The sequence below is a fragment of the uncultured Adlercreutzia sp. genome, assembly GCF_958431955.1.
Classification (GTDB): Bacteria; Actinomycetota; Coriobacteriia; order Coriobacteriales; family Eggerthellaceae; genus Adlercreutzia.
In genome coordinates this window covers 1-15229 of sequence record NZ_CAUASN010000028.1, presented here as the reverse complement: position 1 = coordinate 15229, position 15229 = coordinate 1, and the positions used below count along the sequence as shown (strand labels likewise).

The following is a 15229-nucleotide window of genomic DNA, read 5'->3' as shown; positions in this document are numbered from 1 at the left end:
GCGCGCTCGGTATGACCGAGATTTGGAGAGCCTGTGCGCAGCGGGCCCGCGAGCGGCACCCGCGGCGCCGGGCGACCGCGCGGGACCGGCCGCAGACGGAGCCGAAGCGGTACAATGGCACCCGAAACGAAGGAGGCGCCGTGTTCGAATTGGAGAACGCCCTGGACGAGTACTTGTCGCACCTGCGCATCGAGCGCGGGGCGTCGCCGCGCACCGCCGATGCCTACCGGCGCGACCTCGAGGAGTACCTATCGTTCCTCGACGGGAGGGGTGTGGAGGGCTGCGGCGACATCGACCGCGCGGCCGTGGTGGCCTTCGAGAAGAGCCTCGTGGAGGCGAACCTGGCCGCTTCCACCGTGCGGCGCCGCCTATCGGCAGTGCGCGGCTACCACAAGTTCCTCGTGCGCGAGGGGCTCGCCGCCGACAACCCCGCCGACGGGGTGGGAGCGCCGCGGACCGCCGAGCGGCTGCCCGATGTGCTCTCCATCGAAGAGGTGGGGCGCATGCTGGACGCCTACATCGACGAGCGCCCGAGCGGGCTGCGCGACCGCGCCATTCTGGAAGTACTCTACGGCTGCGGCATGCGCGTGAGCGAGGTGTGCGGCCTGAACCTGGAGAACCTGTACCTCGACGACGGATTCCTGCGCGTATTCGGCAAGGGGGCCAAGGAGCGCATCGTGCCCATCGCCGGCGCGGCCGATGCCGCCCTGCGGCGATATCTGGCCGAGGGCCGCCCGAGCCTCGCCCGAGCGGCGGGGGCCGCGAACCCCGATTCCCAGGCGGCGGTGTTCCTGAACCAGCGGGGCGGCCGCCTCGGGCGCCAGAGCGTGTTCAACCTGGTGCGCAAGGCGGGCCGGGCCGTCAACCGCTACGATCTGCACCCCCATACCCTGCGCCACTCGTTCGCCACCCACATGCTGAAGGGCGGCGCCGACCTGCGCGTGCTCCAGGAGATACTGGGGCACGCCGACATGTCCACCCTGCAGGTGTACACGCATCTCGACCGCACCCACCTCCACGAGGAATACGCCCACGCCCACCCCCGTGACAAGATGTAGGCAAGCGTCCCTCTACGCCCAGCCCTGGTTGAGCAGGCGGGGGCCAGGGAGCATACCTCCACGCGCAGTTCCGCAGCGAACGGAAATGCCCGGCGGGCATTTCCGCCGAGCGAGGACTGTCTGAGCATGGAGGTATGCTCCCTGGCCCCCGCCGGACACCGCCGCAGCCGCGCCCGGACAAGCCGTTATTCAGCTATCGTAAGCTCGCCGGCGAGGGGGCGCGTCACGGCGGCGGCCACCTCGACGGCCGAAAGGCCCTGGCCGAACAAGTGCATGAGTTTCGTAAGCGCCGCCTCGCAGGTCATGTCGAGGCCCGACACCACGCCGGCCCGCGCCAGGGCGTCGCCGGTGGCGTAGCGCTTCTCCTCCACGCCGCCGGCGGGACACTGGGTCACATTCACGATCACCTTCCCCGCCCGCACCGCATCGGCCACACACGCGGTGAACCACGACTCGGTGGGCGCGTTGCCGGCACCGAAGGTGCGCAGCACGATGGCCTTCACGCCCGGCGCCTCGAGCTGGGGGCGCAGCACGGCCTCGGTGATGCCGGGGTACAGGGAGGTCACCGCCACCGCGTCGTCCATGGCGTAGGCCGGCGCGAGCTTGGCCGTCACGTCGGGACGGGCCAGGAGCTTCTCCCGGTAGACGATGTGCAGGTCCATATCGGCCAAAGGCGGGTAGTTGAACGACCTGAAGGCGCCGAAGTTGGTGGAGCTTACCTTCGTGGCGCGGTTGCCCCGCCACAGATGGCGCCCGAAGGCGATGGCCACCTCCTGCACCATGGGGCCTCCGTCGGCGCGCCGGGCGGCGGCGATCTGCAGGGCGGTGATGAGGTTCTCGGTGCCGTCCTCGCGAATCTCGCCGATGGGCAGCTGGCTACCCGTGAGGATGACCGGCTTGGCGAGGCCCGGCAGCATGAACGACAGGGCCGAAGCCGTATACGCCATGGTGTCGGTGCCGTGCAGCACCACGAACCCGTCGAAGCGGTCGTAGGCGTCGACGATCATCTTCGCCACCTTCGCCCAGATGGCCGGATTCATGTTCGAGGAATCGATGGGCGGGTCAAGCTCCACGTGGTCGAGCGCATAACCGAGCCGGCCGATCTTCGGCACGTTTCTCATCAGGTGGTCGAAGCTGAAGGGCACAAGAGCGCCGGTAGCCAAGTCCTCGGTCATGCCGATGGTGCCGCCCGTGTACACGATGAGGATGCGCGGGGCGGCAGCGGCGGTTTCGATAGATGCGGTATCGGCCATAGTCAGACTCCTTGCAACGGCGTTTTTCCCAGTATGGCACTGCGGGCGCGTCCCGAAAGGAGCGCTCAGGTGCCCGTCACGATTCCGTAGGGCGCCCCTCAGCCCTTGCGCCGGCGGAACATACCGCGCTCGGAGGGGGCTTGGCGGCGGTGCAGGGTGGCCCGGCGGAACAGCTCGCCGCACCAGTCCTTGGCCCTCACCGCCCCGTGGGCCACCTTCGGGGTGAGGTCGGCCTCGTCGGCCGTCTTCCAGTCGTAGAACACCGAGAGGTAGCGGAGGAACACCACGGTGAACACGCAGGCGCAGCCCGCGAGCACGGGCGGCGCTGCGGCAAAGGCCATGGCCGCGAACACGAGCGCGCCGCCGAAGCCGGCCACCGCGTAGAAGTTCGAGCGCTGGAACACGCCCGGGGTCTCCCCCACCGATATATCGCGCAAAGCGCCGCCGCCCACGCTGGTGAGCGCGCCCAAGATGACCACCATGATAAAACCCTCGCCGCAGGCGAAGGCCTTGTTGGCGCCGGCAAGCGCGAACAGCGCCACCGACAGCGCGTCGGCGAAGAAGAGCACCTGCCCCGAGTGGCGGAACAGCCCGCGGAAGTAGAAGACGAACACCGCCAGGCCGATGCAGATGAGGATGACATCGGGGTACTGCATGAAGTACACCCCATCGTCCTGGAGCAGCAGATCGCGGATGATGCCGCCGCCGTAGGCCGTCAGAAGCCCGAGCACGATGGTGCCCACGATGTCGAGCTTGCGGTCGCAGGCGAACATGGCGCCGGTGATGACGCCGACGGCCACGCTGAAGAAGTCGGCCCCGAAGGGCACCGTGAGCGCCCCGTCCGCGAAGAGCTGTTCCATAGCGCAGAATTACTTGTGGTAGTAGCGGTGCTGCTCGTACTTCGGCTCGCAGCACACGTTGATGCCCAGCGTGCGGTAGAGCTTCTCGTCGGCCGCCGAGATGATGACCGAGAAGTAGGCGTCGCAGCCCCGCAGCTTGTCGGCGTTGTCGATGAGCTTCTCCGCGAGTGGGTTGCTCACCGAGGAGATGGACAGCGCCAGCAGGGTCTCATCGGAGTGCAGGCGCGGGTTGTGGCTGCGCAGATGCTCCGTCTTCAGATGGCAGATGGGCTCGAGCACGTCGTCGGAGATGACGTAGAGTTCGTCGTCGACCCCCGACACGCCCTTGAGCGCGTTCATGAGCAGGGCCGAGGCCGCGCCCAGAAGGTTGCCCGTCTTGCCGGTGACCACGCGCCCGTCGGGCAGCACCATGGCGCCGGCCGGGCCTCCCGTGGTCTCCTCCTTCAAAAGCGCGGCCGAACGGGCGGGCGAGAGGTTCTGGTTGATGCCCGCCTGGTTCATAAGCAGCTCGATCTTCTTCAGGGCCTCCTCCCCCACGCCGGTGCGCTTGATCTCCTCGGCGGTCTGGAAGTAGCGGCGCACGATCTCGTTGTTGCCGGCATCGCGGCAGACCGCGTCGTCGGAGATGGCCACGCCCGCCATGTTCACGCCCATGTCCGTGGGCGACTGGTACGGGCACGTCCCCGAGATGCGCTCCATCGTGGCGCGCAGCACGGGGAAGATCTCCACGTCGCGGTTGTAGTTCACCGTGGTCTCGCCGTAGGCCTCCAAGTGGAACGGGTCGATGATGTTGTCGTCGTCCAGATCGGCCGTGGCCGCCTCGTAGGCGATGTTCACCGGGTGCGTGAGCGGCAGGTTCCAGATGGGGAAGGTCTCGTACTTGGCGTAGCCCGCCGTCACCCCGCGCTTATGCTCGTGGTAGAGCTGCGAGAGACAGGTGGCCATCTTGCCGGAGCCGGGGCCGGGAGCCGTCACCACCACGAGCGGGCGCTCCGTCTCGATGTACTCGTTCTTGCCGAAGCCCTCGTCCGAGACGATGTGGTCGATGTCGTTGGGATAGCCGGGAATGGGATAGTGCAGATAGCTCGTGATGCCCATGGCCGTGAGCCGCTTGCGGAACAGATCGGCGTTGGGCTGGTTGGCGTAGCGGGTGATGACGACGGAACCCACCTTGAAGCCCATGGAGCGGAAGATGTCCATGAGGCGTAGCACGTCCTCGTCGTAGGTGATGCCCAAATCCCCGCGCACCTTCGAGCGCTCGATGTCGTTGGCGTTGATGGCGATGACGATCTCCACCTCGTCCTTCATGGACTGCAGCATGGAGATCTTCGTGTCGGGCTTGAAGCCGGGCAGCACCCGGGAAGCATGGTAGTCGTCGAAGAGCTTGCCGCCGAACTCCAGGTACAGCTTGCCGCCGAACTGGTCGATGCGCTCGCGGATGCGCTCCGCCTGCAACTCGATGTACTTGTCGTTGTCGAATCCCTCGCGCATACAGGCTCGCTTTCTCGTCGATCGGGCGGCATACGCGAAAACCCGAGGCGTCTCCGCGCAACTTCGATAGTATAGCGCAGCCCCCAAGAGCGCCCCCGTGGATTTTGAGTGCCCTCCCCCATAAAAACCAACCCCGCCGCGGGGAGGGGGCGGCGGGGTGAGAGGGAGAGGGCAGAGTGCGGACTAGAGGTTCTTCGCGGCGTTCTGCCCCGCCAAGCGGCCGTAGACGATGCAGCCGGCGTGGTTCTGGCCCATGTTGGTGTTGGGGTAGCAGCCGTGGAACCGGTTGCCCACCATGGAGCCGGCGAGGTACAGACCCGGAATCGGCATGTTATCGGCATCCAGAGCGTGGACGTGCTCGTCGCTCATGACGCCGCCCACCGTGTTGCGGAACTTCGGCGGTGTGATGGCGGTTGCGTAGAAGGGGGCCTTGCGCACGGGCGCCAGGCGGTCGGCCCGCTTGCCGAAGTCCTCGTCGACGCCCTTGTCGTGCAGCTCGTTGTATCGGTCGATCGTGGCGACGAGAGCATCGGCGGGCACACCCATCTGCTCGGCCAGCTCCTCGAGCGTATCGGCCTTGAACTGGCTCATCTTCTCCACCTCGGCACGCGTCATGGTGCCGATGGGATCGAACAGGTGCCCCATCGGGATATCGTCGTAGCTCTCGGTGATGCGCCAGTAGCAGCGATGGCCCACCGGCATGTGGGAGACCTGCTCCGGGAAGTCGTCGTCGAAGATCTGCCACATGACCTTCCCGGGCACGCGCATCGACTTGGCGCCGAACACCTCGCCGGTCACGTCCTCGTTCATGAAGCGATTGCCCAAGCCGTCCACCAGCAGAAACGGATTGCAGCCCATGGCACCGCCGTAGGAATCGCAGACGTAGGTCATGGTCTCCGAGCGGTCGATGGCCGCGCCCGCCCAGGCGGCCAGGCTGATGCCGTCGCCCACGTTCGTCACGTCGCCCTTGGCATCCACCTCGGGCCAGCCTGTCGGCTCCAACTCGGCCGCCGAGCGCACGTAGTAGTCGATCATGGCCGGATTGCTCGAGAAGTTGCCCGTGGCCAGGATGACGCCGTTTTTGGCCACGGCCTTCGCCATGTTCCCCTTCTCGTCTTCGAAGTAGACCCCCGTCACGCGCCCGCTCTCGTCCTGGGCCAGCTGGCGCGCCCACACCGCGTAGCGCACGTCGGCGCCCTGCTCGACGAACTCGGCGGAGTACTTGCCCACATAGGTGTGCTCGGGCTCAACGACGACCACCGAGGCGTACATGGGGTACATCTCGTCGTCGGTGTTCCAGTTAGGGTTCACGGGATGGTTGAACAGGTTGATGTAGGGGGCACCCGCGCGGGCCGCCTCCTCACGCTCCTCGGTCACGTCGTCGAAGTGGCGTCCGGCCTTCGCAGCCAGGCCCGCGGTGCAGATGTTCAGAATGGCCTCGTAGTCAAGATCGGTCTCCCCCGCCGTCTGGGCGGCGTCGAGCACAGTGTAGCTCGGGCACTTCTCGAGATACCAGTCGAAGTCCTCGCCGCAGTGGTAGACCATGTGCTTGATGAGGTTGTAGTTGCCGCGAGCGCGGCCATCGGCCACCATCTGGCGCAGCACACCCTCGAGCTGCTCGTCGGAGAATTCCACTCCCTGCTCCTTGGCCACCTTCGAGTTGATGGCCGTGATCTGATGGGAGTGGAGATGGTACTCGGCGCCCTTCTCCAGGCAGATGACGCTCGCGCCCTCCTCCAGGGCCGCCCGGGCGGCGCAGATGCCGGCAAGGCCCATGCCCACCACGACCACATCGGCCTCCACGGTCTCCACGAGCGCCGATTCGTCCACCGGCTCCGGCGCGACGAGGAACGAGGGGGTATAGACCCCGTCGCCGTCGAAGGAGCCCCACTGGCCGTCGCCCGCCTGGGCCAGGGCCTCGCTCTGGGTCGTGGGCGCACAGCCAGTCAGCCCCATGGCGAAGGCAGCTGCCCCCGTCATGGCCGCGGCGCCCTTCAAGAAGTTGCGTCGATTCATGCTCGCTTCCATGTTGATCCCTCCTAGATGATCGTCAACGGTTCCGCGTCTGCGGGCATCCGACCCGCCGAGCGCAGGGCCATCATGCGCCGAAACGGACGATCTGGGAATCAACGATCCATGCGAATTGGGCGTAAAACCCCTCGTCAATCCATGTGAATTTGGAGGCTTGGCCGCTATTGGGCGGTCTGCTGGTGGATAAGGGCGATCAGCTCCTCGCGAGAGCCGATGCGGGCCTTCCGGTACACGTTGCGCACGTGGGTGCGAATCGTGTTCTCCGACACGACGAGCTCCTTCGCGATATAGGGATAGCTGTGGCCGCGGGCAAGGAGCGACATCACCTCGCTCTCGCGGGGCGTGAGGGCCCATTGGGCCGAGAGCGCCTCGCAATGCCGGGCAATGACCGCCTCCAGATCGCCAGGCGCAGCGCCTCCCGGCGCAGAGACCGCCGGACCGCCCTCGACCAGCGGGGCGTTCACGATGGCGATGACGATGAGGTAGAACGTGAACAGGATGGCCCCCAGATACGACGCCACCGAGCCGAGAAAGTACGTCGCCCCCATGCCGGCCAGGCCGCACACGCCGAATCCCGCCAGCAACACGCCGGCGCCGAACCCCACTGACACGTCCGATTCGCGCGCCGCATCGGCCACGGCAATCCACGCCGCTCCCAGAAACAACGCGAAACCCAGCTCCCGCAAAACCCCGAGAAGGGTGAGGACGAGCGCCCCGGTGGGCACGTCGAGGAAATAGGGGCGAATAACGAATACGAGCACCATCAGGGGCAGTACGATATTAAAGAGCACCCGCTGGGCATCGCCGCCGCGATGGGCGAATCGGCTGAGCGCGACGAACAGAACGGCTCCGACGGCCATGCCCGCCACCTTCTCGTAGGCCAAGGGGGCATCCGGGTTCAAGGCGATGCGCATCATGTCGGTGTCCCACGTAAACCCGAAGACGAATACCGTTATCAGAGCGCCCACCAGCGGCCGCCATGTGCCCGCGGAAAACGACCTGAGGCGATCGCGCGGCGAGAGCCCCTCTCCATCAGGAGGGGCCACCTCCATCGAGAATGCCTCCTGAACGGGCGCGAGAAGCCCCAGCCAGGAAACTGCGAGCAGGGCGACCGCAGCCAGGGGAACCAAGGGAGCGGGAGCGTAGAACAAAGCGACGCTGATCGCGGCAGCGACGGCAAAGGCGGCCCCGACGCCCGCGAACCTGAGCGCCATGGTGCGGGCGGCAAACCAATCGAGCCACGCCAGCAGGAGAAACCCCGTGCCCGCGCCGGCAAGCACGCCCGCCGCCAACAGAGGCAGCGGAGCAAGCCATCCAACCGCCGCGACAAGGGTGCCCGCGCCGGCGATCCGCAGGCGCCAGCGACGGCGCCGGGGCTCTGGGGGACAGCCGAACGGCTCACGGACGTAGAAGAGGATCAGCGCGCCTCCCAAGATGGCGAGGCCCCCGAAAGACGCGGCCGCGAACGGCTTCCAGCCAGCGACCCCCATCGCGAACACCATGGCGCCCGAGCGGTGCAATCCGGCCACTAAAACGGCGAGCAGCGCGCCCAGGCAGCACGGAACGCACCGCCGCAGGTGCTCCTCCCCTCGGATTCCATCGGGCTTGCCCGCCATCATCAACTCCGTCCCATCGGCAACAGCGCCTATTCTAGCATCGGCGCCCTCGCCGTCTCGTCAGGGCCGGGCACTTTCCCAAGCAAAGGGGCATCGGCAGGATGCCGACGCCCCGAACAGATCACAGATATGCAGCCAAGCTAGCACTTGCCGAGCTCGCACTTGAGCTCTTCCTCGTCCTTGATGGACAGCGAGGTCTGCAGGATGTCGCCGCCGAAGGGGCGCATGGCCTCGGCGAACTTGTCCTCGGTCATGGAGCTGACCACCATGAACACGGCCGCCTCGTCCTTCTGGGTCAGAAGGTTGCGCACGCGGTCCTGGAAGTCCTCGTCCACACCGCGCTTCACGAAGAAGCCCGTGAGCGCGCCCAGGCCCGCGCCGATGGCGGCGCCCCAGAAGGGGATGAGGAAGATGAGCCCGAACAGCATGCCCCAGAACAGGCCCCACACCGTGGAGTTGCCGATGGGCTGGCCCGGCGTGACCACGTCGAACTTGTCGTTGTCGCGGCGGGCGACCACGGCAACCGACTGGAGGTTCACGATGAAGTCGTTGCCGAGGTTCAGCACCTCCTGGTAGGCCTCCTTGGCCTTCTCCTCGGTGGGATAGCCCAAAACGAGCAGCGTAGACATAAGCGCGTCCTTTCTCTTGGAAACTGCGTTGACGCACAGTCTAAAGATGACCCCGCCGCAAGGCGCAACGCGCCCGCGAACCGTCACTGCGCGGAAGGCGCGCCGTTGTCGGCCCGTTATGGGCAGCGGGAGGACGCCGGGGCAACGGCTGCCCCTTCGCCCCGGTGCCTTTGCCTCATGTTTCGGGCGTGTTACGGTTAGAGCGCGTTTCATGTCGGAAACATTGGGGGCGTAGGCTGGTTAAGCGTTGGGAAGTCGCGTAGGCGCGCGGCTTCGAGGCGCATGTTTCATGCCCGGGCGCGAGCCTGCGGCGGAAGGAGGCCGGCATGGCCAAGCATATCTTCGTTACCGGCGGCGTCGTCTCATCGCTCGGCAAGGGCATCACGGCCGCCTCCCTCGGCCAGCTGCTGAAGGCCCGCGGCTACAAGGTGACCATGCAGAAGATGGACCCGTACCTGAACGTGGACCCCGGCACTATGAGCCCCTTCCAGCACGGCGAGGTGTTCGTCACCGAGGACGGCCACGAGGGAGACTTAGACCTCGGCCACTACGAGCGTTTCATCGACGAGAACCTCTCCCGCGAGAGCAACTTCACCCAGGGCTCCATCTACCAGACTCTCATCGCCCGCGAGCGGCGCGGCGACTTCCTCGGCGGCACCGTGCAGGTGATTCCGCATGTGACCGAGGCCATCAAGGAGAGAATCCGCCGCGCGGCCGAACAGTCGGGCGCCGACATCGTCATATCCGAGATCGGCGGCACCATCGGCGACATCGAGGGCCTGCCCTTCATCGAGGCGGCGCGCCAGTTCAAGAAGGAGATGGGGCCGGGCAACGTGCTGTTCGTGCACGTGACGCTCGTGCCCTACATCGCGGCGGCTCACGAGGTGAAGACCAAGCCCACCCAGCACTCGGTGAAGGAGCTGCGATCCTTGGGCGTGCAGCCCGACTTCATCGTCTGCCGCAGCGACCACGAGATCGAAGACGGCGTGCGCGAGAAGATCGCCTCGTTCTGCGATGTGGACACCGACGACGTGCTCGCCTGCTCCGACGCGCCCTCTATCTACGAGGTGCCCGTGAGCCTCTACGAGCAGGGCTTCGACATCTCGGCGCTCGCGAAGATGGGGCTCGCGCCCCGCAAGATAAACCTGAAGCCGTGGCGCGCCTTCCTGAAGGCGAAGGACGCCTGCGAAGGCGAGCTGGACATCGCCGTGGTCGGCAAGTACGTGAGCCTGCCCGATGCCTACCTGTCGGTCCACGAGGCCTTGGAGCACGCGGGCATCGCCCACGGCCGCACGGTGAACGTGCACCTCGTGGACGGCGAGGAGCTCACCGACAGAAACGCCAAGACGGTGCTCGGGAAGATGGACGGCGTCCTCGTGCCAGGCGGCTTCGGGCACCGCGCCTTCGAGGGCAAGATCGCCGCGGCCCGCTACGCCCGCGAGAACAAGGTGCCCTTCCTCGGCATCTGCCTGGGCCTGCAGGCCGCCGTCTGCGAGTTCGCCCGCAACGCGTGCGGCATCGAGGGCGCCACCTCCGCCGAATTCGCCGACAGCGTGGCCGAAGGCGCACCGCTTGTCATCGATCTCATGCCCGAGCAGGAAGATGTGGAGGACAAGGGCGGAACCATGCGCCTGGGAGCCTACCCCTGCAAGGTCGTGCCCGGCACCCGCGCCGAGGCGGCCTACGGCGAGCCCATCGTCTACGAGCGCCACCGCCACCGCTACGAGGTGAACAACGCCTACCGCGACCGCCTCACCGAAGCGGGGCTCGTCATCTCGGGGCTCTCCCCCGACGATCGGCTCGTGGAGATGGTTGAGCTTCCCGACCATCCATTCTTCGTGGCCAGCCAGGCCCACCCCGAGTTCAAGAGCCGCCCCGGCAAGCCCCACCCCCTCTTCAAGGCATTCATAGAAGCCGCGAACGAGCACAAGGGGAACTAAGAGGGAGGAGCAGCGCGTTCCGGCCGGAACGTGCGGGCGGCCCTACACCGGCCGCTCGTGGCCCTCTTCGGTGGTGAGGATGACCGGGCCGTCCTCGGTGATGGCCACGGTCTTCTCGAAGTGTACCGAGGGGCGCCCGTCTCGCGTGCGCACCTCCCAGCCGTCGTGGCCCTGGACGGTCTTGCGGGTGCCCATGTTCACCATGGGCTCGATGGCGAGCACCATGCCGGGCAGAAGCTTCAGCCCCGTGCGGCGGCGGCCGAAGTTCGGCACGTTGGGGTCCTCGTGCATGTCGCGCCCGATGCCATGGCCCACGTACTCGCGCACCACGCTGAAGCCCGCCGCCTCGGCAAGCGACTGCACCGCGTGCCCGATGTCGCCCAGGCGTTTCTTCGGGCAGGCGGCCGCAAGCCCCTCCCACATGCACCTCTCCCCTACTTCCAAAAGCCGCTGCACCTCCGGGGCAACCTCGCCAACGGGATAGGTCCAGGCGTTGTCGCCCACCCAGCCGTCCACGACCGCACCGGTGTCGATGGAGATGATGTCCCCCTCGCGCAGCTTCACGCGCTTCGAGGGAATGCCGTGCACGATCTGGTCGTTCACCGAGGCGCAGATGCTGGCGGGAAAGCCCCCGTAGCCCTTGAACGCGGGGATTCCGCCTTCGGCACGGATGGTCTTCTCGGCGATGGCGTCCAGCTCGGCCGTGGTGATGCCGGGCTCGACGGCCTCGCCGACGCGCCGCAGGGCGAGGGCCGACACGCGGCCGGCCTCGCGCATGGCCTCGATCTGGGCCGGCGACTTCAACTTCACTGCCACAGCGCTACCTCCGTCCCAGCTTCCGCGTCACCTTGCGCACCGCACCGGCGATAAACGACGCCTCGGGCCAGTTCCAGTGCACCGCGGGCCCGAAGGTGACCGCAAGCGCCGCCACACCTCCCACGGCGATATAGGCGAAGGCCTGGGCCACGCTGCCCGACAGCGGGCCGAACCCGAGCGAGAGCGCCACGAGCACGCCGTAGCCCACCACCGCGCCCGCGCCGCCGAGCGCGAGCGCCAGGAAGAACGACTTCACCACGGCGCCGAGCCCCATGGGCCCGTAGTGGCGCCGCAGGTAGACGAAGGCGAGCACGTCGCCGATCACGTAGGAGACGATGGTGGAGGCGGCGATGGCCTCCAGGGTGACGGCGTAGCCGGCCTGGTAGGCCGCCGCGGCGCCGAGGGTCACGGCCACCTGGGCGGCCACGGCGATAAAGTTGATCACCGAGAAGACGCCCATGCGCCGGATGGAGCTGAATATCTTGTTCAGATAGGCGTTCACCCCGTAGAACGGCAGCGCCACGGCCATGACGGCCAAATAGCGCGCAATCTGGCCGATGGCGTCCTCGGTGAACGCGCCGATGTGGTACAGGGTCACGAGCGGTATCGCGAACACCATGAGGTAGAGCGCCATGGGAATCATGAGGAACAGGATCTGCCGCGTGCCGTCGATAATGCCGGCCACCACCCCGCGAATGTTCTCGTCGGCCTGCATCTCGGAGAGTTCCGTGAACAGCGTCGTGGTCACGGGCACCGCGAGGAAGGAGTACGGGAAGGTGAACCACAGCCGCGCGTAGGCGATGACCGACGGGCCGTTGTCGGCGAACACGTAGGAGGCGGCGTTCTGGGCCGACACGGTGGCGAACGAGCACACCGTCACGAACACGGCGGGGGCGCCGAGCCGCAGCGTGTCGACGAGGGCCGGGTCGCGCAGATCGATGCGCGGGCGCAGGCGGATGCCCACCTTCTTGAGCGCGGGAATCTGGAAGGCCATCTGCACGAACACACCGAGCGGGTTGCCGATGGCGATGGCGAAGTACGCCAGGTTCCGATCGTGGGTCGCGAGCACCGCGTAGAGGATGAACGACGCGATGACGATGACGTTGTTGAACACCGGCGCGAACGACGACCAGAAGTACTCGCGGTTCGCGTTCAGAAGGCCCGATATGATGGAGGAGGCCCCGTAGAACACTACCTGGACGGCAAAGAACTGGAAGAAGAAGGTGGCAAGGGCCATCTCGTCCTGGTCGGAGTAGAAGCTCTGGGTGTAGATGACCTGGCCGGCGAACACAATGCAGAGCACCGATACCACGGCCAGGAGCGCCACCACGATGGTGAGCAGGTTCGAGGCGTACTCGTTACCGCGCTCCTGGCCGAGCTTCTTCTTCACCGACAGGTACACCGGCAGGAACGCCGTGATGAGCATGCCTCCCATGACGAGCTCGTAGAGCATGTTGGGCAGGTTGTTCGCCACCTGGTACGAGCTGGAGACGAAGGTGGAGCCCAGGGCAAAGGCCATGGCCCAGGTGCGGGCGAAGCCGGTGATGCGCGAGGCGATGACGCAGATGGAGATGAGGGCCGCGCTGGCGCCCACCGCCTCGGCGCGCGCATCGGCATCGGGAACGGCCGTCTCGGCGGCGAGCGCGCCGGGGGCGGCAGCCTCCTCCACCGCGAGCACCTCCTGCTGGCGGATGGACTGCTCCATCACCGCCGAGGGGATGGTGCGGTCGAGCCCGGCATGGGCGCCCACCACGGGGATGAGACCCGTGGCGCCCGGATCCATCGGCGGGTTCAGCAGCGTCTTGTCCGAGCCGCGATGTCGCCCGCGGGCGGGAAGCTCGCGCGCCTCCTTGAGCCAGCGGGGGTTGTTGGTGTCGGGCAGCGCCGGTTCCTCGGCACGCTGCGGCGCCTCGGGGCGCCGGGACGCCGGGCGCGGGGATGCGGGGCGCGCATCGGATGACGACGCAACCGGCCGCGTCGGGCCGGCGTGCTTGATGTGTCGTGCTCGTTGGAGCTTGTCTGGCATGAACGCGCCTCTGAGAACCTTCGGGTATAATCGACAATCATAGCAAAGATGCGAAAGTGGAACCCCATGCAGATACTCGTTGTGCGCAATAACTCCAATCCGCAGGCCGTGGACGCCTCGCTGCTGCTCGTCGCCTACTTGGGCGAGCAGGGCATCCAGGCCCTCGTGGCCGACTCGGCCTCCCTCGGCAACGACCGGGGCCGCGCCGCCATCCGCGCGCAGCTGCCCGAGGTGCTGGACATGGCCATCGTGCTCGGCGGGGACGGCACGGTGCTGCACACGGTGCACCTCCTGAACAACCGCCAGGTCCCCATCCTCCCCGTGAACTTCGGCCGCCTGGGATTCCTCGCCAACGCCGACGACGACGGCCTTGTCCCCCTCGTGGCCGAGGCGCTGGCCGGCGAACTGGTGGCCGAGCGGCGCAGCGTGCTCTCCATCGACGTGGCCTGCGAGGGAGAGCCCGACCCCTACGGCGAGGGCACCGAGGAGGTGCCCTATCCGCAGATCGTCACCGAGGAGGACTACGCCGCCAGCATCGATCCGGACGCCGCCTTCGTGGGCAGTACCATGATGCCGCCGGACAAGTTCGGCGTGAACCTGCGCGGCATGGCCGGCATCCGCCGCTTCATCGCCCTGAACGAGATCGCCATCACCCGCGGCGCGCTCGGCCGCATCATCGAGCTGTCGCTGGACATCTCGGGCACCCACGTGGCCCGTATGCGCGGCGACGGGCTCGTGGTGTCCACCGCCACCGGCTCCACCGCCTACGCGCTCTCGGCCGGCGGGCCGCTCATCTCGCCGCGCTTCGGCGGCATGGTGGCCGTGCCCCTGGCACCCCACACCCTGCGCTCGCGGGCCATCGTCACCGACACGAGCGACGTCATCGAGATCACCTTCGACGACACCGAGGACTACCGCGACGCCACCCTGTTCGTCGACGGCGAGATCGTGCCCTTCGAGCATTCCATCGAGAAGCTCTATGTGCAGGTGGCCCCCTTCCCCGTCACGCTTTTGCGCGCCAGCGGAGCCAGCTTCTACGAGCGCATCTCCCACGACTTCTTCGGCGAGTAGCCCCCTCCCCGCCACCGACGGGGGGCTTCGCCCGGCAGCGCGCCGACGTTCCCCGGATGCAAGAAGGCCCCGCAACCGTATCGGCTGCGGGGCCTTCCCGTTGATAGAGAAACGAAGAGTCGCTTACTCGGCAGTGTAGGCGCGGGTCACCGAGGAGTCCACGGCCACGCCGGGCGTCATGGTGCCGGACACGGTGATGGACTTCACGTACTTGCCCTTGGCGGCGGCCGGCTTCATGCGCAGGATCTCGTCGTAGACCGCACCGTAATTCTCGGCCAGCTGCTCGGGGGTGAAGGACACCTTGCCGAGCACCACGTGCGCGATGCCGTAGCGGTCGGCGCGGTACTCCACGCGGCCGCCCTTCAGCTCGTTGACGGCCTTCACCACGTCGTTGGTGACGGTGCCGAGCTTCGGGTTCGGCATGAGGCCGCGGGGGCC

11 protein-coding genes and 1 pseudogene are annotated in these 15229 nt (G+C 67.1%); 3 read left to right on the top strand and 9 right to left on the bottom strand.

The window, feature by feature from the left end:
- The first annotated feature begins 140 nt into the window (after positions 1–140).
- Positions 141–1058 carry a site-specific tyrosine recombinase gene (locus tag Q5064_RS08615; RefSeq protein ID WP_302963904.1) on the top strand — a complete coding sequence of 306 codons (918 nt, stop codon included), beginning with the start codon at positions 141–143 and terminating at the stop codon, positions 1056–1058.
- Between the two features lie 185 nt (positions 1059–1243).
- On the opposite strand, the gene Q5064_RS08610 is transcribed toward Q5064_RS08615, so the two are convergent.
- The 6 genes from Q5064_RS08610 to Q5064_RS08585 form a co-directional block, all read right to left on the bottom strand.
- Positions 1244–2311 (bottom strand): asparaginase, encoded by a 1068-nt coding sequence (locus Q5064_RS08610; protein ID WP_302963903.1) that lies wholly within the window; start codon positions 2309–2311, stop codon positions 1244–1246.
- A 98-nt stretch (positions 2312–2409) separates the two neighbouring features.
- Entirely contained in the window at positions 2410–3171 is a 762-nt protein-coding gene (locus tag Q5064_RS08605) for a trimeric intracellular cation channel family protein (RefSeq protein WP_302963902.1), read from the bottom strand.
- A gap of 9 nt (positions 3172–3180) precedes the next feature.
- Complete coding sequence (locus Q5064_RS08600; RefSeq protein ID WP_302963901.1) at positions 3181–4662, bottom strand: DUF1846 domain-containing protein; 1482 nt, start codon at positions 4660–4662, stop codon at positions 3181–3183.
- Between the two features lie 183 nt (positions 4663–4845).
- Positions 4846–6678 (bottom strand): FAD-binding protein, encoded by a 1833-nt coding sequence (locus Q5064_RS08595; RefSeq protein WP_302963898.1) that lies wholly within the window; start codon positions 6676–6678, stop codon positions 4846–4848.
- A 176-nt stretch (positions 6679–6854) separates the two neighbouring features.
- Positions 6855–8312 carry a response regulator transcription factor gene (locus Q5064_RS08590; RefSeq protein WP_302963897.1) on the bottom strand — a complete coding sequence of 486 codons (1458 nt, stop codon included), beginning with the start codon at positions 8310–8312 and terminating at the stop codon, positions 6855–6857.
- 137 nt (positions 8313–8449) lie between these two features.
- On the bottom strand, positions 8450–8938 hold the full coding sequence (locus tag Q5064_RS08585; RefSeq protein WP_016309174.1) for a DUF1269 domain-containing protein: 489 nt from the start codon (positions 8936–8938) through the stop codon (positions 8450–8452).
- Positions 8939–9264: 326 nt separating this feature from the next.
- Between Q5064_RS08585 and Q5064_RS08580 the strand changes: the two genes are divergently transcribed.
- Positions 9265–10878, top strand: a complete 1614-nt coding sequence (locus tag Q5064_RS08580) for a CTP synthase (RefSeq protein ID WP_302963893.1) — start codon at positions 9265–9267, stop codon at positions 10876–10878.
- A gap of 42 nt (positions 10879–10920) precedes the next feature.
- Here the strand turns inward: Q5064_RS08580 and map are convergent, their stop codons facing one another.
- Positions 10921–11694 carry a type I methionyl aminopeptidase gene (gene map, locus Q5064_RS08575; protein ID WP_302963891.1) on the bottom strand — a complete coding sequence of 258 codons (774 nt, stop codon included), beginning with the start codon at positions 11692–11694 and terminating at the stop codon, positions 10921–10923.
- 4 nt (positions 11695–11698) lie between these two features.
- Complete coding sequence (gene murJ, locus Q5064_RS08570; RefSeq protein ID WP_302963888.1) at positions 11699–13720, bottom strand: murein biosynthesis integral membrane protein MurJ; 2022 nt, start codon at positions 13718–13720, stop codon at positions 11699–11701.
- A gap of 66 nt (positions 13721–13786) precedes the next feature.
- On the opposite strand from murJ, the gene Q5064_RS08565 reads away from it, so the two are divergent.
- Positions 13787–14791: an NAD(+)/NADH kinase gene (locus Q5064_RS08565; protein WP_302963886.1), complete on the top strand. Its 1005-nt coding sequence runs from the start codon at positions 13787–13789 to the stop codon at positions 14789–14791.
- A gap of 123 nt (positions 14792–14914) precedes the next feature.
- On the opposite strand, the pseudogene Q5064_RS08560 reads toward Q5064_RS08565, so the two are convergent.
- Positions 14915–15229: pseudogene (locus Q5064_RS08560) on the bottom strand (50S ribosomal protein L1); the annotation flags it as partial.